We start from the raw sequence: 19,125 nt of genomic DNA, 5'->3' as shown, positions 1-19,125 counted from the left end.
TTAAGAATTGAGGCAATTTTTGTCTCAATAGAGCTTGTTAATGTGATTAGCAGGTTTTATTGAAATAAAATAAACCTCTGAAAGGAAGAGCATATGGCACACGAAAATGTCATTGAGATGCGGGATATTACCAAGGTGTTTGGTGAATTTGTAGCAAACGACAAAATCAACTTGCAACTGCGAAAAGGTGAAATCCATGCACTTTTAGGAGAAAATGGAGCGGGTAAATCCACTCTGATGAATATGCTGGCAGGACTTCTTGAACCAACGAGCGGTGAAATTGTGGTGAATGGTCAAGTTGTAAAACTAGACTCACCATCTAAAGCCGCTGGTCTTGGAATTGGGATGGTTCACCAACATTTTATGTTGGTTGAGGCTTTTACAGTAGCTGAGAATATCATTTTAGGGAGTGAAATCACTAAAAATGGTGTTCTAGATATAGCTGGTGCTACTAAAGAAATCAAGGCTCTTTCTGAACGTTATGGTTTGGCAGTAGATCCAGCTGCTAAGGTGGCGGATATTTCCGTTGGTGCCCAACAACGTGTAGAGATCTTGAAAACACTCTATCGTGGTGCTGATATCCTTATCTTTGACGAACCTACAGCCGTATTGACTCCTTCAGAGATTGATGAGTTGATGGCAATCATGAAAAACCTTGTCAAAGAAGGGAAGTCCATTATTTTGATTACCCATAAACTGGATGAGATTCGTGCGGTATCGAATCGAGTGACGGTTATCCGTCGTGGGAAATCAATCCAGACAGTTGAAATCGCAGGGGCAACAAATGCGGACTTGGCAGAAATGATGGTTGGACGCTCAGTCTCCTTTAAAACGGAAAAACAAGCACCACAACCCAAAGAAGTGGTCTTGTCTATCAAAGACTTGGTTGTCAATGAAAACCGCGGTGTACCAGCTGTGAAGAATCTTTCTTTGGATGTTCGTGCTGGTGAAATTGTTGGTATTGCAGGTATTGATGGCAATGGTCAGTCTGAACTCATTCAAGCCATTACTGGTCTTCGTAAGGTTGAGTCAGGTAGCGTTGAATTAAAAGGCAAATCAATCGTGGGGATGCATCCTCGACAAATTACAGAACTAAGCGTGGGGCACGTTCCTGAGGACCGTCACCGTGATGGCTTGATTTTGGAGATGATGATTTCAGAAAATATCGCTCTTCAAACCTACTACAAAGAACCACTCAGCAAAAATGGCATCTTGAACTATGCCAATATCACTTCACATGCCAAGAAATTGATGGAAGAATTTGACGTCCGTGCGGCAAGCGAATTTGTTCCAGCGGCAGCTCTTTCAGGAGGAAATCAACAAAAAGCGATTATCGCTCGTGAGATTGATCGAGATCCTGATCTCCTTATCGTCAGCCAGCCAACTCGTGGTTTGGATGTCGGTGCCATTGAATATATCCACAAACGTTTGATTGAAGAACGTGATAACGGGAAGGCTGTCCTTGTTGTCAGCTTTGAATTGGATGAGATTTTAAATGTCTCAGACCGAATTGCTGTTATTCACGATGGTAAAATTCAAGGTATTGTATCGCCAGAAACAACTAACAAACAAGAACTTGGTGTCTTGATGGCAGGTGGAAACTTGGGAAAGGAGAAGAGTGATGTCTAAAAAATTACAACAAATTTCGGTTCCCTTGATTTCCGTATTCTTAGGAATCTTGCTCGGAGCCATTGTCATGTGGATCTTCGGATATGATGCTATCTGGGGTTATGAGGAGTTGTTCTATACAGCTTTCGGTAGTCTTCGTGGAGTTGGTGAAATTTTCCGTGCCATGGGTCCTCTTGTCTTGATAGGTCTTGGTTTTGCAGTTGCCAGCCGTGCAGGTTTCTTTAACGTTGGGCTTCCTGGTCAGGCTCTTGCGGGTTGGATCCTCAGTGGTTGGTTTGCCTTGTCAAATCCAGATATGCCTCGTCTCGTTTTGATTCCATTAACAGTGATCATTGCTTTGATCGCAGGTGGAATTGTTGGTGCGATTCCAGGTATCCTCAGAGCCTATCTCGGTACGTCAGAGGTTATCGTGACCATCATGATGAACTACATTGTATTGTATGTGGGAAATGCTTTTATTCATGCCTTTCCTAAAGATATTATGCAAAGTACAGATTCAACGATTCGTGTTAGTGCCAATGCTACATACCAGACACCATGGTTATCAGAGTTGACTGGAAATTCTCGTATGAATATCGGAATCTTCTTTGCAATCATTGCTGTTTGTGTGATTTGGTTCTTGCTCAAGAAAACGACTCTCGGTTTTGAAATTCGTGCAGTTGGTCTTAACCCCCATGCTTCAGAGTACGCTGGTATTTCAGCAAAACGTACAATCATTCTATCAATGATTATCTCTGGTGCTCTGGCTGGTCTTGGTGGAGCGGTCGAAGGTCTTGGTACCTTCCAAAACGTTTACGTTCAGGGATCATCATTAGCTATCGGATTTAACGGGATGGCAGTTAGTTTGCTTGCTGGAAATTCACCAATTGGAATTCTCTTTGCAGCCTTCTTATTTGGTGTTCTACAAGTTGGTGCACCAGGTATGAACGCAGCACAAGTTCCGTCTGAGCTTGTTAGCATTGTAACAGCGTCTATTATCTTCTTTGTCAGTGTTCACTACATTATCGAACGCTTTGTCAAACCTAAAAAACAAGTTAAAGGAGGTAAGTAAGGATGTCTATTACAACATTACTCACCCTCTTGGTCTCTTCTATGCTAATTTATTCAGCACCACTTATTTTTACGAGTATCGGAGGAGTTTTCTCTGAACGTGGTGGTGTCGTTAACGTCGGTCTTGAAGGAATTATGGTTATGGGAGCCTTTTCTGGGGTTGTCTTTAACCTTGAGTTTGCAGAACAACTTGGAGCAGCGACTCCTTGGATTTCCTTGTTAGTTGCTGGTGTCGTGGGAGCTATTTTCTCCCTCATCCATGCAGTCGCTACAGTTCATTTCCGTGCGGACCATGTTGTCAGTGGTACAGTATTGAACTTGATGGCTCCTGCCCTAGCGGTTTTCTTGGTTAAAGTTCTTTATAACAAAGGGCAAACGGATAACTTAAGCCAGACTTTTGGACGTTTTGATTTCCCGGTTTTGGCTGATATCCCAGTGATTGGAGATATCTTCTTCAAGTCTACTAGTCTACTAGGTTATATAGCGATTGCCTTCTCTTTCCTTGCTTGGTTTATTCTCTTTAAGACACGCTTTGGTCTTCGCCTTCGCTCTGTCGGTGAACACCCTCAAGCAGCGGATACCTTGGGGATCAATGTCTACATGATGAGATATTTAGGGGTTATTATTTCAGGTTTCCTTGGGGGAATTGGGGGAGCGATTTATGCTCAATCCATTTCAGTAAACTTCTCAGTGACAACTATTGTCGGTCCTGGATTTATCGCCCTTGCTGCGATGATCTTTGGTAAATGGAACCCAATTGGTGCTATGCTTTCTAGTCTCTTCTTTGGACTTTCACAAAGTTTGGCAGTTATCGGTTCTCAATTGCCTTTCCTACAAGGAGTGCCAGCGGTTTACCTTCAAATCGCGCCTTATGTCTTGACCATTCTTGTCTTGGCAGCCTTCTTTGGAAAAGCAGTTGCACCTAAGGCAGACGGTATCAACTACATCAAGTCAAAATAAGCATACAAAAAAACGTCAGTTTAAACTGGCGTTTTATTTTTTAGGATTTTGATGGGTTAAGTTTAGTCCCCAAGGAACGAGGTTTTCAGTTTTGTTTTTGATACGTGTGATATTATCCTTGTGACGAATGATAATCAAGCTAGCAAGTGCTAGGATAATTAAAATGAAGAGAGGGTCATAGCTGTTTAGGATAAAACCAAATAGTGGAAATAGGAGAACTCCGATAACGGCTGCGATAGAAGCAGTAACACTAGACAGTGAAATCATACTGCCTAGATAGAGGGTTCCAAAGAATACGATTGCCAGGTAGAGACAGAAGACAGGCGCAAATCCGAAAATAACTCCAGCGCTTGTTGCGACAGCCTTGCCCCCTTTAAACCCTGCAAAGATAGGAAAGGTATGTCCAATTACGGCCAAAAGTCCAAAGACGAGAGGTGATACACCTTGTTGGTGGAAAAGAATAGGAAGTAGAGTAGCCAAGGTCCCTTTAAAGAAGTCAATCACAAAGGTTGCCATACCCGCTTTTTTACCTAAAATTCGGAAAGTATTGGTTGTTCCGGTGTTTCCAGAACCATGTTCACGCAGATTTGTTTGAAAGAAAACTTGTCCAATCCATAGACCAGACGGAATCGAACCTAGCAGATAAGCTAAAATTAATAATACAAATGTCATCATGTACCTATTATACCATGAAATGATATAGAAAGTCAGAGAATATCCTGTGAAATTGTGACAGCTGAATGGGAAAAACTTTGCAAAATCGCTAGAAAACCTGTAAAATAGAAAAGATGAACAAATAGGAGGTTCCTTGTGTCAAAAAAGGAAATCAATATTAATAACTACAATGATGACGCCATTCAGGTGCTAGAAGGGTTGGATGCGGTCCGTAAACGTCCAGGGATGTATATCGGATCGACCGACGGTGCTGGTCTCCATCACCTAGTCTGGGAAATTGTGGACAATGCTGTCGATGAAGCCTTGTCTGGATTTGGTGACCGCATTGATGTGACCATCAATAAAGACGGCAGTCTAACGGTTCAAGACCATGGTCGAGGGATGCCGACCGGGATGCACGCCATGGGAATTCCAACCGTTGAGGTTATCTTTACCATTCTCCATGCCGGAGGGAAATTCGGTCAAGGTGGCTATAAGACATCTGGAGGTCTCCACGGGGTGGGTTCTTCAGTCGTTAATGCCCTATCAAGCTGGTTAGAAGTTGAAATTACTCGTGACGGTACAGTCTACAAGCAACGTTTTGAAAATGGCGGGAAACCCGTCACAACCTTGAAGAAAATTGGTACAGCACCCAAGTCTAAGACAGGTACTAAAGTCACTTTCATGCCTGACGCGACGATTTTCTCTACGACTGACTTCAAATACAATACCATTTCAGAACGACTCAATGAGTCAGCCTTTCTCTTAAAAAATGTGACCTTGTCTCTGACAGACAAACGAACAGATGAAGCAATCGAATTTCATTATGAGAACGGGGTACAAGACTTTGTTTCTTACCTCAATGAAGACAAGGAAACCTTGACACCGGTTCTATACTTTGAAGGGGAAGAAAATGGTTTCCAAATAGAAGTAGCCCTCCAGTACAATGATGGATTTTCAGATAACATCTTGTCCTTTGTTAATAACGTTCGTACCAAGGATGGTGGAACGCACGAGACAGGACTCAAGTCCGCCATTACCAAGGTTATGAATGACTATGCGCGTAAGACGGGACTTCTCAAGGAAAAAGATAAAAACCTTGAAGGGTCGGACTACCGTGAGGGACTAGCAGCCGTTCTTTCTATTCTGGTTCCTGAAGAGCACCTTCAGTTTGAAGGACAGACTAAGGACAAACTAGGCAGTCCACTGGCTCGCCCGATTGTTGATAGCATTGTCGCAGAAAAATTAACTTTCTTCCTCATGGAAAATGGAGAACTAGCTTCCAATCTCATCCGCAAGGCTATCAAGGCTCGTGACGCTCGTGAAGCAGCACGTAAAGCGCGTGATGAGAGCCGAAATGGCAAAAAAAATAAAAAAGACAAGGGCTTGTTATCTGGAAAATTGACTCCAGCCCAGTCTAAAAACCCTGCCAAGAATGAACTCTACCTAGTTGAGGGGGACTCTGCGGGTGGTTCTGCCAAGCAAGGCCGTGACCGTAAGTTCCAGGCTATCTTGCCCCTTCGAGGTAAGGTTATTAATACAGCCAAGGCTAAGATGGCAGATATCCTCAAAAATGAAGAAATCAACACCATGATTTATACCATCGGTGCGGGAGTGGGTGCAGACTTCTCCCTTGAAGATGCCAACTATGACAAGATCATTATCATGACCGATGCCGATACCGACGGTGCCCATATTCAGACTCTTCTTTTAACATTCTTCTACCGTTACATGCGTCCGCTAGTTGAGGCAGGACATGTCTATATCGCCCTTCCGCCTCTTTACAAGATGTCCAAAGGCAAAGGCAAGAAAGAAGAAGTGGCCTACGCTTGGACGGACGGAGAGCTAGAAGAACTCCGTAAGCAGTTCGGTAAAGGGGCTACCCTCCAACGCTACAAAGGTCTTGGTGAGATGAATGCGGACCAACTTTGGGAAACAACTATGAATCCGGAAACTCGTACACTCATCCGTGTTACGATTGAAGACCTAGCCCGCGCAGAACGTCGCGTCAATGTCCTCATGGGTGACAAGGTTGAACCACGCCGTAAGTGGATTGAAGACAATGTCAAGTTTACGCTGGAGGAGAGTGGGGAGATGGTGTTTTAGGGGGAAGAATGTATGGATAAACAAAAATTGATATCTTTTTTCTTTGATTTTACTGGGATGGATTTGGACAAGCTTTTAGAGGGGCTGGGAATAGATGAAAAACTTGAAACCCAAAAAATTCAAAATGCAGTAAACGATTTTGAAAAATATATATTCAAGAGACATGCCGAAAATCCGAGTTATGATGGTATGGCCAAAGTCTGGAAGGAAAATCAAGTTTTTGAAGAGCTTATAAAAATTCGGTATACATTGAACAGTGAATATAAAGGTTATGAAGATTTCAAAAATCATCTCAAATCAATGTTTAGTAGTCAAGACTTTAATTCTGTTCTATTTTTTGAAGTGATGGATGAATTTGAAAAATGTTTGTCTGATACGATACTTGATCTTTCAACACTCTCAAAATCTGATGTTGCGCTACATAAAAAATTGCATGAAGATACTAGGGGTGAAATCGCTAGTTTGTCAGAACAAAGTAGCAAGCAACATCAGGAACTTTTAGAGGTGATTAAACAAGTGCAGAGTCCGGATGTTTCAGATTTTGATTGGTATTTTGAAGCTGTCGAGTTAGAAGGTCGTTCTGTTAACTGTTATGAATTAAAATCTCAGTATAAAGATTTAGTATTGAAGGATGTCAAATTTTGGTATGTCAATAAGTTGTGGAAAGAGACACTTGAAGGTGAAATTGACCGAGCTTTAACATGGATTGGATTTATTGAAGATAACATAAAGATTATAGATGAGTTTTCTGAAATGGGTATGCTAAAAATCTTAGGAGATAAATATGTTACCTTGTATCAAAAATCTAATTATCAGACTATGAAAGCATACTTAGAACGTTTAAATTTCAGAGAGCACTATATACAAAGTAAAGCTATTTTTGAAGATCTGTTTTCCGATGGAGCCTCATATAAATGGATTGTGACGAACAAAGCCGAAATAGGGGATATTAAAGTTGGGAGTAAGCTTTCTAATACAGATGTAGAGGGTTTCAAAAAATTCTATACTCTTGATTGTGTTGGCGGACCAGCACAATTGGTGAATGACTTTTTCTATGAAGGGAAAAGTCTTCTAGTTATTGAAGGAACTTTTAAAGGTAATAAAATTTATACTGTATTTGAATTTACGACTTCAGGTCAGGCTAATACAAGAAATTTAATTCCGAGCAGAGCTCAATCGTTATCCGATGAAGATGATAAAATAATTGAATTAATAGAAAATTCAATTAAAAAAGGTCTGGATTATGATTTGAATAAGTTTATTGATTATAGTAGTCTATCCAAGATGAAGCACTACTTTATTGAACCTTTAGATTAAAAACTTTTTATATATCCTAGTATTTCACCCCAAAACAAGAAATCCCACCTGAAGAATATCTTGTCTGGAGGGAAATAACCCAAATCACACATGTGTGTTTTGAGTTATTGGAGTAAAATACGAATATTTAGATATGTTCGGAATTATTTTAGATCAAAAACTTAAAAACACATCATTGAAAGAGGTGTTTTATGAAAAAAGGATATGGAATCACGAGTTTAGCTGTACGTAATTTATAAAACAACGAATTCTTTCAACTTATATCTGAGAGCAAGGACGAGTTGGGGGCTTTTACAAAAGCCAATAAGTCTGAGTAGGTTTACGCAGCGAAGCTTGGGGATATGGAGAAACTTCTTGAGACCTTGCAAGCTGGTTTGCACCGTTCCAAGGCCAGTCAAACGGTGGCTAGTCTGGAAGTGTCTGATCGTGAGTGTGATGATGCGCTTTCTACATTGACTGGTTTGGTCAAGGCTTTCTCTCGTGTCAAAGAGGCAGGTAGAAAGGAAGCTTACGACAAACTCAGCAAACTTTTCAAACATTATGCTGGGCTAACGAGTATGAGCTACGAAAAAGAGACAGAAGCTATTAACCATTTGCTCAAGGAGCTAAAAGCTACTGACTACCAAACTGCCCTTTCAATCCTGCATTTGACAACTCATGTAGAAACTTTAACAAAGGCGCAGGCTCAGTTTGAAAAAGCCTATAAGTAGCGCTTGGCTGAGCAAAAAGGCAAGGCACCTAGTCAAAACAAGGAAGTCCGTGCAAAACTACAAGAAATCTATGACTTCCTTGTGGATCTTATTGCAATCAACGCCTACGCTTATCCTGAAAGAACTCACGTGGTCAATCTCCGCGACCCCCTCAACACCATCCGCAGCCGCTACAAAAAACGCAAACCTGCTATGAAGGTAACGGAAGCAGTGGGGAGTGTTAATTAAGTCTGACAGATTTGGAGGAATAGAAAATGATAATCAGACCTGCAAGCACAAAAGATTGTCAAGCTATTTATTCCCTTTATCAAAATGAAAAATGGCTTTCTTTTACAGAGGAAAAAGTAAAATCATTATTTTCAACAAATCTGTCCCATTACTTGGTGCTTGAAGAGGACCAGAAAATCCTTGGCTTTGCACGCTACTTGACAGATGAAGTCATGACGACCTTTTTAGCTGAGATTATCATTGATAAAGCCTATCGCGGAAAAGGATTGGGACGGCGATTGATTGCTGAAATTCATCAAAAACATCCTTTGACTCGCATTGAATTAATATCAGAAGCGGATGGATTTTATCAGACAGTAGGTTTTAAACCTGTGGGAGCAGGACTTAGAAAATCTATCTAAATGAAAGGAGTTGTATTTATGACGTTTGACAATAAACTTGGTCTGATGGATTCGCTTGAACTAGCCAAGATGGAAGAAAAAATCAGCAAAACCCGAGCGAAAGAGCTTTTTGAAAAGTAGCTTCTGGACGATAAAGCAGCTGGCACCTATGCGACTCTGGCCGTTATTCATGGCTTCTTATTTAAAGAAATCTATGACTTCGCCGACCAGATTAGGACAGTCAATCTCGCCAAAGGGAATGTTCGCTTTGCGCCTGTCATGTATCTAGCAGCTTCCTTGGAAAATATTGACAGGATGCCTCAGCAGACCTTTGAGCAGATTGTCGAAAAGTACCTTGAGCTAAATATCGCCCACCCTTTTTGAGAAGGAAACGGAAGAAGTATGAGGCTCTGGCAGGATCATCTCCTCAAGGCTGAGCTGGGGCAAGTCGTGGACTGGTCTCACGTGGACAAGGAAGATTACCTCCTAGCCACGAAGCGTAGCGCGGTATCGACTGGCAAACTCAAGTATCTCCTCCTCAATAATTTGACGGATGACCTTACTCAGACCCGTTTCTTTAAGGGTATAACCTATACCAGACAGGGGAGTTGTAAAATTCAAGTAAAGGTGATGATTATCTTTTGTAGGTAAACAATCGCTAAAACTATTGGAGGTGCGGTATTGATTACGTTATTAATGTTGCCTTTTTTCCTTGTTCTCCTAGCCATTTTTGGAATTATATATGATTTAATGACCAATAAAGGTAGAAAAGAGTGTGCTCGCACAGTATCCTTGTTTATATTGAACATCCTCACTATTGGTATCTGTCTATTAGATTTACCAATGGAAAGTAAACCATACTCAGGAATAGGGTTTATCTTATTTTATGCACTTGCGTTCACCCCTTTGATGATTGTTTTTTCACTATATACTCTCTATCGGATTGGAAAACATTATAGGTATTTTAAGAGTAAGTTTGCTATAACACTCCTATTCAATGCTATTTTACTTTTCCTTCTTTCATTAGTAAATACTTTTGTATTATGGAGAAGCTTTCAAATATATCATAGAAACGATATGAATTTGTTTTATTTTATTTTAATCGTTTTAGGGATTTGTTCAACTATCCAATTGATAGTCGGCGAACTTGAGATGAAAAGAATACGAGGCATCCAAAAACAAGAGGAGCAAGACGGCAATGAAAAATAATTCTATAAAAGATATGTGCAGACAACATAGAAGTCAAGCGCAAATGCTGAGATTAATTTTACAAACCGCAAAAAGTCTAAAAGTCGAGGCTGTCGCTATGTCCGGTTCACGAACTGATACAAAAGCACCAAAAGACGAGTTTCAAGACTATGATGTTGTTTATGTCGTGGACGACTTAGATAATTTGACGAGTGACCTTGCTTGGTTGGACCAGTTTGGCACACGTATCATTGAGCAACATAATATCCTAGGCAACCGTCGTCTCTATCTTATGCTCTTTGAAGATGGCAATCGGATTGATTTGACGCTCTGCCCCAAAGACCACATCCAAGAGTGGGTGGATAGTGAAGCTGATTACACAGTATTGAAAGATGAGAAAGGCTTGTTTGAGTCCTATACTACAAGTCCTCAACGTTACTGGACGAATCCAGCTAGCCCGATTGATTTTGAAAAAGCCTGCAATGAATTTTGGTGGGTTTCCGCCTATGTGGTCAAGGGAATCTGTCGCAAGCAAGTCATTTATGCAATGGACCATCTCTACGGTATTTGCCAGCAAGAACTCTTGAAAATCTTAGCTTGGCAGGTTGCAAGTGATAATGGAACAGTCGATATCGGCAAGAACTACAAGTATCTTTTCCAGTATTTACCTGCAGAGAAGGAGAAGGAATTCTCAAATCTGCTTGATTTTTCAAGTGTAGAGAAACTTACTCAGTCCTTATTTGCTACCATGGAACTTTTCCACCAAGAGGCTCAATTCCTTGCTCACAAGATGGGATTTGACTATGATATGGAAGTAGCTGAGAAGATGATTGAGTATGCTGAGGAGAGACTGATTAATCGCTAACTAAATAAAGACCTTAATTTAAAAGATTAACCTACAGAAAGGATAGTTTGGTTATTTATCGTAACTGAACACGGTACTAATTTCCGTAAAATGTCCTTTATTCTACAAAACCTACTCTATATTCTTTGAAAGGAGTTGAACACGCCCTAAATGCTGTGTGAAAAAGATAAATTCTCTTACGAGCATCGCTCGCTTTAAGAATTTCCTATTTTCACTTTGCATTTTACGGGCTTAGTATCCTATGTCTAACATTCAAAACATGTCCCTAGAGGACATCATGGGAGAGCGCTTTGGTCGCTACTCCAAGTATATTATTCAAGACCGGGCTTTGCCAGATATTCGTGATGGATTGAAGCCGGTTCAGCGTCGCATTCTTTATTCGATGAATAAGGATGGCAATACCTTTGACAAGAGCTACCGTAAGTCTGCCAAGTCTGTCGGTAACATCATGGGGAATTTCCACCCACACGGTGACAGTTCCATCTATGATGCCATGGTCCGTATGTCGCAGGACTGGAAAAATCGTGAGATTCTAGTTGAAATGCACGGTAATAACGGTTCTATGGACGGAGATCCGCCAGCGGCAATGCGTTATACCGAGGCGCGTTTGTCTGAGATTGCTGGTTATCTTCTTCAAGATATCGAGAAGAAGACAGTTTCCTTTGCTTGGAACTTTGACGATACCGAGAAAGAGCCAACTGTTTTGCCAGCAGCCTTTCCAAACCTCTTGGTCAATGGTTCGACTGGGATTTCGGCTGGTTATGCTACGGATATTCCACCACATAATTTGGCCGAAGTTATCGATGCGACAGTCTACATGATTGACCATCCAACTGCCAAGGTGGATAAGTTGATGGAATTCTTGCCTGGCCCAGACTTCCCGACTGGAGGGATTATCCAAGGCCGTGACGAAATCAAGAAAGCCTACGAAACTGGGAAAGGGCGCGTGGTTGTTCGTTCCAAGACTGAGATTGAAAAGCTAAAAGGTGGTAAGGAACAAATCGTTATCACTGAGATTCCTTATGAAATCAATAAGGCCAATCTGGTCAAGAAAATCGATGATGTTCGTGTCAATAACAAGGTAGCTGGTATTGCTGAGGTTCGTGATGAGTCTGACCGTGATGGTCTTCGTATCGCTATCGAACTCAAGAAAGACGCCAATACCGAGCTTGTTCTTAACTATCTCTTCAAGTACACAGACCTGCAAATCAATTACAACTTCAACATGGTGGCGATTGACAATTTCACTCCTCGTCAGGTTGGAATTGTGCCAATCTTGTCTAGCTACATCGCCCACCGTCGCGAAGTGATTTTGGCACGTTCCCGCTTTGACAAGGAAAAGGCTGAGAAGCGTCTCCATATCGTCGAAGGTTTGATTCGCGTGATTTCGATTTTGGACGAAGTTATTGCCCTTATCCGTGCTTCTGAAAATAAGGCTGATGCTAAGGAAAATCTCAAGGTTAGCTATGAATTCACAGAGGAGCAGGCAGAGGCTATCGTAACCTTGCAATTGTATCGTTTGACCAATACAGACGTGGTTGTCTTGCAGGAAGAAGAAGCAGAGCTTCGTGAAAAAATTGCCATGCTTGCGGCCATTATCGGTGATGAACGGACCATGTACAATCTCATGAAGAAAGAGCTTCGTGAGGTCAAGAAGAAATTTGCGACTTCACGTTTGAGTACTTTAGAAGATACAGCAAAAGTCATCGAGATTGATACAGCTAGCTTGATCGCAGAAGAAGATACCTACGTTAGTGTGACCAAGGCTGGCTATATCAAACGTACCAGCCCACGTTCCTTTGCTGCTTCAACGCTAGAAGAAATTGGCAAACGTGATGATGATCGTTTGATTTTTGTGCAATCTGCCAAGACAACCCAGCACCTCTTGATGTTTACAACTCTTGGGAATGTCATCTATCGACCAATTCATGAATTGGCAGATATTCGTTGGAAGGATATCGGAGAGCATCTGAGCCAGTCTATTACAAACTTTGAAACTAATGAAGAAATCCTCTACGCAGAAGTCGTGGATCAGTTTGATGATGCGACAACCTACTTTGCAGCAACTCGCCTTGGTCAAATCAAGCGCGTAGAACGCAAAGAATTCTCTCCATGGCGGACCTACAAGTCGAAATCTGTCAAGTACGCTAAACTCAAAGACGAGACAGACCAAATTGTAGCAGTGGCTCCGATTAGACTTGATGATGTACTCTTGATTAGCCAAAACGGTTACGCCCTTCGTTTCAATATCGAAGAGGTTCCGGTTGTTGGTGCCAAGGCTGCAGGGGTCAAGGCTATGAATCTGAAAGCAGATGATGCGCTTCAGGCAGCCTTCATCTGTAACACCTCATCCTTCTACCTCTTGACCCAACGTGGAAGCTTGAAACGCGTTTCCATTGAGGAAATTCCAGCGACCAGCCGTGCTAAACGAGGCCTTCAAGTCTTGCGTGAGTTGAAAAACAAACCGCACCGTGTCTTTTTAGCAGGAGCAGTTGCAGAGCAAGGACTTGTAGGTGATCTCTTTAGTACAGAAATGGAAGAAAACGACCAAACGTTACTTGTCCAATCTAACAAGGGAACAATCTATGAGAGCCGATTGCAAGACTTGAACCTGTCAGAACGTACTAGCAACGGAAGCTTTATCTCAGATACCATTTCAGATGAGGAAGTTTTCGATGCTTACCTCAAAGAGGTCTTTAAAGAGGACAAAACAAATTCGTAAAAAGAATCAGTCCAGAGGGCTGATTTCTTTTGTGTTGAAAAAATTTTCAGAAAATTACAAATAATACTTGAAATTTTACTAGAAAAGTGTAGAATAGAACACATAGTTTGAATAGTATAAAGGAGAAACACATGACAGTTGCAATTGATTGGGAAAACCTTGGATTTGCTTATATCAAATTACCTTATCGCTATATCGCTCATTACAAGAATGGTCAATGGGATCAAGGAGAATTGACAGAGGATGCGACCTTGCATATTTCAGAGTCTTCTCCAAGTCTTCACTATGGACAGCAGGCATTTGAAGGATTGAAGGCCTATCGTACCAAGGATGGTAGTATTCAACTGTTCCGTCCTGATGAAAATGCCAAGCGTCTGCAACGTACCTGTGACCGTCTCTTGATGCCCCAAGTACCAACAGAAATGTTCGTAGAAGCTTGTAAGGCAGTTGTGCGTGCAAATGAAGAATACGTTCCACCATACGGAACAGGTGGAACCCTTTATCTTCGTCCACTTTTGATTGGTGTCGGAGATATTATCGGGGTAAAACCAGCAGAAGAGTATATTTTCACTATCTTTGCTATGCCAGTTGGAAATTACTTTAAAGGTGGATTAGTTCCAACCAACTTCTTGATTCAGGATGAATACGACCGTGCTGCTCCAAATGGTACAGGAGCTGCCAAGGTAGGTGGGAACTATGCTGCAAGTCTCTTGCCAGGGAAATTGGCCAAGTCACGTCATTTCTCAGATGTTATTTACCTAGACCCATCGACACATACAAAGATTGAAGAAGTCGGTTCAGCTAACTTCTTTGGAATTACAGCTGATAATGAATTTGTAACACCATTGAGTCCATCTATCTTGCCATCTATTACCAAGTATTCTTTGCTTTATTTGGCAGAACATCGCTTAGGCTTAACTCCTATTGAGGGGGATGTCCCAATCGATAATTTGGATCGTTTTGTAGAGGCAGGTGCTTGTGGTACCGCGGCAGTTATTTCTCCAATTGGAGGTATTCAACACGGTGATGATTTCCATGTTTTCTATAGTGAAACAGAAGTAGGTCCTGTTACACGTAAACTCTATGATGAATTGACTGGTATCCAATTTGGTGATGTAGAAGCGCCTGAAGGATGGATTGTCAAAGTGGACTAAAAGACATGAAATAAAGAAGAGCTCCATAGCAGTTGTAATAGCTGAAATGGAGTTTTTTCTTGCTAGTTTGAGCATTTTCTTGTACAATAGAAAAAGTGAAAAGAGGTAGAGTATGAGTAAAAAAGATAAGAAAATTGAAATCCAATTAACCGATGCAAAAGTGACTGTTGGGAAAGACAGCTATGAAGGATACGTTTTGACGATTGGGAAAAAGGTCATTGGGGAAATTGCCGAATTAGATAGCCAATTTGCCATCATAAAGAATGGAAATGTCGATAGTTTTTATAAAAAACTTGAAAAAGCTGTGGAAATTTTGATTGAAAACTATAATTTGACAAAATAATACTTGTTTTATTGAAAATTTCATGATATAATAGTTCTCGTTAAACATTGGAGAGATAGCGAAGAGGCTAAACGCGGCGGACTGTAAATCCGCTCCTTCGGGTTCGGGGGTTCGAATCCCTCTCTCTCCATTCATCAATGGGGTATAGCCAAGCGGTAAGGCAAGGGACTTTGACTCCCTCATGCGTTGGTTCGAATCCAGCTACCCCAGTTCTTAGGTAATAAATTCAAGATAAAAAGAAAAATATCTTAGGGTATTTTATTTTTATAATTGAAAGACGTGAACGATATGAACATGTCTTTGCGGGTGCTTAGGAAAAAAATTATAAGTATGTCAAGTTTGGAAAAACTTGATTGTTGGAGGATTTTTTAGATGAACGAATTTGAAGATTTGCTAAATAGCGTTAGCCAAGTTGAGCCTGGTGATGTTGTTAGTGCTGAAGTATTGACAGTTGATGCGACTCAAGCTAACGTTGCAATCTCTGGGACTGGTGTTGAAGGTGTCTTGACTCTTCGCGAATTGACAAACGATCGCGATGCAGATATCAATGACTTTGTGAAAGTAGGAGAAGTATTGGATGTTCTTGTACTTCGTCAAGTAGTTGGTAAAGATACTGATACAGTTACATACCTTGTATCTAAAAAACGCCTTGAAGCTCGCAAAGCATGGGACAAACTTGTAGGACGTGAAGAAGAAGTTGTTACTGTTAAAGGAACTCGTGCCGTTAAAGGTGGACTTTCAGTAGAATTTGAAGGTGTTCGTGGATTCATCCCAGCTTCAATGTTGGATACTCGTTTCGTACGTAACACTGAGCGTTTCGTAGGTCAAGAATTTGATGCTAAAATCAAAGAAGTTGATCCTAAAGAAAACCGTTTCATCCTTTCACGTCGTGAAGTTGTTGAAGCAGCTACTGCAGCAGCTCGTGCTGAGGTATTCGGTAAATTGGCTGTTGGTGATGTCGTAACTGGTAAAGTTGCTCGTATCACTAGCTTTGGTGCTTTCATCGACCTTGGTGGTGTTGACGGATTGGTTCACTTGACTGAATTGTCACACGAACGTAACGTATCACCTAAATCAGTTGTAACTGTTGGTGAAGAAATTGAAGTGAAGATCCTTGATCTTAACGAAGAAGAAGGTCGCGTATCACTTTCACTTAAAGCAACAACACCTGGACCATGGGATGGCGTTGAGCAAAAATTGGCTAAAGGTGATGTAGTAGAAGGAACAGTTAAACGTTTGACTGACTTCGGTGCATTTGTTGAAGTATTGCCAGGTATCGATGGACTTGTTCACGTATCACAAATTTCACACAAACGTATCGAAAATCCCAAAGAAGCTCTTACTGTTGGTCAAGAAGTTACTGTTAAAGTCCTTGATGTTAACGCTGACGCAGAACGTGTATCACTTTCTATCAAAGCTCTTGAAGAACGTCCAGCTCAAGAAGAAGGACAAAAAGAAGAAAAACGTGCTGCTCGTCCACGTCGTCCAAAACGTCAAGAAAAACGTGATTTCGAACTTCCAGAAACACAAACAGGATTCTCAATGGCTGACTTGTTCGGTGATATCGAACTTTAATCAATTGATAATCACAAAATCCTTTGTTTAAAACAAGGGATTTTTCTTTTGTCTCTTTCCCATTTTTGATATAATAGTTCTATGTTAGATTCAGAAAAACAATCACAATATCAAATGTTAAATGAGGAACTCTCTTATTTACTAGAAGGTGAGACCAATGTTCTTGCCAATCTTTCAAATGCTAGTGCCCTCCTAAAATCTCGCTTTCCCAATACTGTATTTGCAGGGTTTTATCTGTTTGATGGTAGCGAGTTGATTTTAGGGCCTTTTCAGGGTGGTGTTTCTTGTATTCGCATTCCGCTTGGGAAAGGCGTGTGTGGAGAAGCTGCTGAGTTTCAAGAGACTGTTTTGGTTGGCGATGTGAGCACCTATCCAAACTATATTTCTTGTGATAGTATGGCCAAGAGTGAAATCGTAGTTCCCATGCTCAAGAATGGTCGATTGCTGGGTGTCTTAGACCTAGATTCTTCACTTATTGATGATTACAATGCCATTGACCGTGATTACTTGGAACAATTTGTCGCTATTTTGCTTGAGAAGACAGAATGGGACTTTACGATGTTTGAGGAGAAAGCCTAATGTATCAAGCACTTTATCGAAAATATAGAAGCCAAACTTTTTCACAATTGGTCGGACAAGAAGTTGTGGCTAAAACCCTAAAACAAGCGGTCGAGCAGGAAAAGATTAGTCATGCCTATCTTTTCTCAGGCCCTCGTGGGACTGGGAAGACCAGTGTAGCCAAGATTTTTGCCAAGGCTATGAACTGTCCGAATCAAGTGGACGGAGAACCATGTAATAACTGCTATATCTGTCAGGCTGTGACAGAAGGTAGCTTAGAAGATGTTATCGAAATGGATGCAGCTTCGAATAACGGAGTTGATGAAATCCGAGAAATTCGTGATAAATCCACCTATGCTCCTAGTTTGGCACGTTATAAGGTCTACATTATCGACGAGGTTCATATGCTGTCTACTGGAGCTTTTAATGCGCTTTTAAAGACGCTAGAAGAACCAACTCAAAATGTTGTCTTTATCTTGGCGACCACCGAATTACACAAGATTCCAGCAACTATTTTATCGCGTGTCCAACGTTTTGAGTTTAAATCGATTCGAACGCAAGATATTAAGGACCATATCCAAACTATTTTGTCAAAAGAGAATATCAGTTCTGAACCAGAGGCTGTGGAAATCATTGCTAGACGAGCTGAAGGTGGAATGCGGGATGCCTTGTCTATTCTGGATCAAGCCTTGAGTTTGACGCAAGGGAATGCTTTAACGACAGCTATTTCTGAGGAGATTACAGGCACCATTAGTCTATCAGCGCTTGATGACTATGTAGCCGCCTTGTCTCAGCAGGATGTTTCTAAAGCGCTCGATTCTTTGAATCTATTGTTTGAAAATGGTAAGAGCATGACTCGTTTTGTGACGGACCTCTTGCAGTATTTGCGTGATTTACTAGTTGTTCAGACAGGTGGCGAAAATACTCATCATAGTCCAATTTTTATGGACAATCTAGCTCTTTCTCAGGAAAATCTCTTTGAAATGATTCGCATAGCGACTGTGAGCTTGGCGGATATGAAAGCTAGCCTGCAACCTAAGATTTATGCTGAGATGATGACCATTCGTTTAGCTGAGACTAAGCCTGAACCTGAACCAGTGCTTTCAGAAGCTGTCGAGAGTGAAATTTCTACACTAAGACAGGAAGTCGCTCGTCTCAAACAAGAACTTGCTAATGTTGGAACGGTGCCTAAACAAGTGGCGCCAGTCCCTAGCCGTCCAGCCACTTCCAAGACAGTCTATCGAGTAGACCGTAATAAGGTTCAGGCTATCCTACAAGAAGCTGTTGAAAATCCTGAATTGGCACGGCAAAACTTGATTCGCCTACAGAATGCGTGGGGAGAAGTGATTGAGAGTTTAGCTGGACCTGATAAGGCTCTGCTTGTTGGTTCTCAACCGGTCGCAGCAAACGAACACCATGCTATTTTAGCTTTTGAGTCTAATTTCAATGCAGGGCAAACCATGAAACGGGATAACCTCAATACCATGTTTGGCAATATTCTCAGTCAGGCGGCTGGATTTTCACCTGAAATCCTGGCAATTTCCCTAGAGGAATGGAAAGAGGTTCGTGCAGCATTTTCAGCTAGAAACAAGTCTTCTCAATCAGATCAAGAGGTAGAAGAAGAGAACTTGATTCCAGAGGGATTTGAATTTCTGGCTGATAAAGTCATGGTCGAAGAAGACTAAA

15 protein-coding genes, 2 tRNA genes and 2 pseudogenes are annotated in these 19,125 nt (G+C 41.3%); 18 read left to right on the top strand and 1 reads right to left on the bottom strand.

Annotated elements, in window-relative coordinates:
- Positions 1–93 precede the first annotated feature (93 nt).
- From HMPREF0849_RS05750 to HMPREF0849_RS05740, 3 genes are read left to right on the top strand one after another with little or no spacing between them, the layout of a single operon-like run.
- Complete coding sequence (locus HMPREF0849_RS05750; RefSeq protein ID WP_000929834.1) at positions 94–1,629, top strand: ABC transporter ATP-binding protein; 1,536 nt, start codon at positions 94–96, stop codon at positions 1,627–1,629.
- A complete protein-coding gene (locus HMPREF0849_RS05745) occupies positions 1,622–2,680 on the top strand; it encodes an ABC transporter permease (RefSeq protein WP_000038689.1) in 1,059 nt (352 codons plus the stop codon). Before HMPREF0849_RS05750 ends, HMPREF0849_RS05745 begins: the two co-directional genes overlap by 8 nt.
- 2 nt (positions 2,681–2,682) lie before the next feature.
- On the top strand, positions 2,683–3,639 hold the full coding sequence (locus HMPREF0849_RS05740; RefSeq protein ID WP_000029138.1) for an ABC transporter permease: 957 nt from the start codon (positions 2,683–2,685) through the stop codon (positions 3,637–3,639).
- A gap of 33 nt (positions 3,640–3,672) precedes the next feature.
- Here HMPREF0849_RS05740 and plsY read toward each other — a convergent pair whose 3' ends face one another.
- Positions 3,673–4,314, bottom strand: a complete 642-nt coding sequence (gene plsY, locus HMPREF0849_RS05735) for a glycerol-3-phosphate 1-O-acyltransferase PlsY (RefSeq protein ID WP_009013635.1) — start codon at positions 4,312–4,314, stop codon at positions 3,673–3,675.
- Between the two features lie 135 nt (positions 4,315–4,449).
- Here plsY and parE point away from each other — a divergent pair, with 135 nt between their 5' ends.
- From parE to dnaX, 15 genes and pseudogenes are all read left to right on the top strand, one after another.
- Positions 4,450–6,399, top strand: a complete 1,950-nt coding sequence (gene parE / locus HMPREF0849_RS05730) for a DNA topoisomerase IV subunit B (protein WP_000037298.1) — start codon at positions 4,450–4,452, stop codon at positions 6,397–6,399.
- Positions 6,400–6,411: 12 nt separating this feature from the next.
- On the top strand, positions 6,412–7,716 hold the full coding sequence (locus HMPREF0849_RS05725) for a hypothetical protein (protein ID WP_000360779.1): 1,305 nt from the start codon (positions 6,412–6,414) through the stop codon (positions 7,714–7,716).
- A gap of 191 nt (positions 7,717–7,907) precedes the next feature.
- Positions 7,908–8,654 (top strand): annotated as a pseudogene (locus HMPREF0849_RS10685) (DUF6261 family protein).
- A gap of 26 nt (positions 8,655–8,680) precedes the next feature.
- A complete protein-coding gene (locus tag HMPREF0849_RS05710) occupies positions 8,681–9,055 on the top strand; it encodes a GNAT family N-acetyltransferase (protein WP_000586878.1) in 375 nt (124 codons plus the stop codon).
- An 18-nt stretch (positions 9,056–9,073) separates the two neighbouring features.
- Positions 9,074–9,685: pseudogene (fic, locus tag HMPREF0849_RS10480) on the top strand (protein adenylyltransferase Fic).
- A gap of 45 nt (positions 9,686–9,730) precedes the next feature.
- Positions 9,731–10,243: a hypothetical protein gene (locus HMPREF0849_RS05700; RefSeq protein WP_000936535.1), complete on the top strand. Its 513-nt coding sequence runs from the start codon at positions 9,731–9,733 to the stop codon at positions 10,241–10,243.
- Positions 10,233–11,087 (top strand): aminoglycoside 6-adenylyltransferase, encoded by an 855-nt coding sequence (locus HMPREF0849_RS05695; protein WP_009013633.1) that lies wholly within the window; start codon positions 10,233–10,235, stop codon positions 11,085–11,087. The genes HMPREF0849_RS05700 and HMPREF0849_RS05695 overlap by 11 nt, the downstream gene beginning before the upstream one ends.
- A gap of 241 nt (positions 11,088–11,328) precedes the next feature.
- Entirely contained in the window at positions 11,329–13,809 is a 2,481-nt protein-coding gene (gene parC, locus HMPREF0849_RS05690) for a DNA topoisomerase IV subunit A (RefSeq protein ID WP_009013632.1), read from the top strand.
- Between the two features lie 116 nt (positions 13,810–13,925).
- On the top strand, positions 13,926–14,963 hold the full coding sequence (locus tag HMPREF0849_RS05685; protein WP_332248915.1) for a branched-chain amino acid aminotransferase: 1,038 nt from the start codon (positions 13,926–13,928) through the stop codon (positions 14,961–14,963).
- Between the two features lie 112 nt (positions 14,964–15,075).
- Complete coding sequence (locus HMPREF0849_RS05680; RefSeq protein WP_000037107.1) at positions 15,076–15,306, top strand: DUF2969 domain-containing protein; 231 nt, start codon at positions 15,076–15,078, stop codon at positions 15,304–15,306.
- 49 nt (positions 15,307–15,355) lie between these two features.
- Positions 15,356–15,436: transfer RNA gene (locus HMPREF0849_RS05675), tRNA-Tyr, on the top strand.
- Between the two features lie 8 nt (positions 15,437–15,444).
- A tRNA-Gln gene (locus HMPREF0849_RS05670) sits at positions 15,445–15,516 on the top strand.
- A gap of 162 nt (positions 15,517–15,678) precedes the next feature.
- Entirely contained in the window at positions 15,679–16,881 is a 1,203-nt protein-coding gene (gene rpsA, locus HMPREF0849_RS05665; RefSeq protein ID WP_001001617.1) for a 30S ribosomal protein S1, read from the top strand.
- Between the two features lie 81 nt (positions 16,882–16,962).
- Positions 16,963–17,460: a GAF domain-containing protein gene (locus HMPREF0849_RS05660; RefSeq protein ID WP_009013631.1), complete on the top strand. Its 498-nt coding sequence runs from the start codon at positions 16,963–16,965 to the stop codon at positions 17,458–17,460.
- Positions 17,460–19,124 (top strand): DNA polymerase III subunit gamma/tau, encoded by a 1,665-nt coding sequence (dnaX, locus tag HMPREF0849_RS05655; RefSeq protein ID WP_000283841.1) that lies wholly within the window; start codon positions 17,460–17,462, stop codon positions 19,122–19,124. The genes HMPREF0849_RS05660 and dnaX overlap by 1 nt, the downstream gene beginning before the upstream one ends.
- Position 19,125 lies beyond the last annotated feature (1 nt).

Origin of the sequence: Streptococcus sp. C300 (assembly GCF_000187645.1) — a bacterium.
In the GTDB taxonomy this organism is placed as follows: Bacteria; Bacillota; Bacilli; order Lactobacillales; family Streptococcaceae; genus Streptococcus; species Streptococcus oralis_CQ.
Note: the sequence above shows the minus strand (reverse complement) of the source record. Positions and strands in the feature narration are given on the sequence as shown.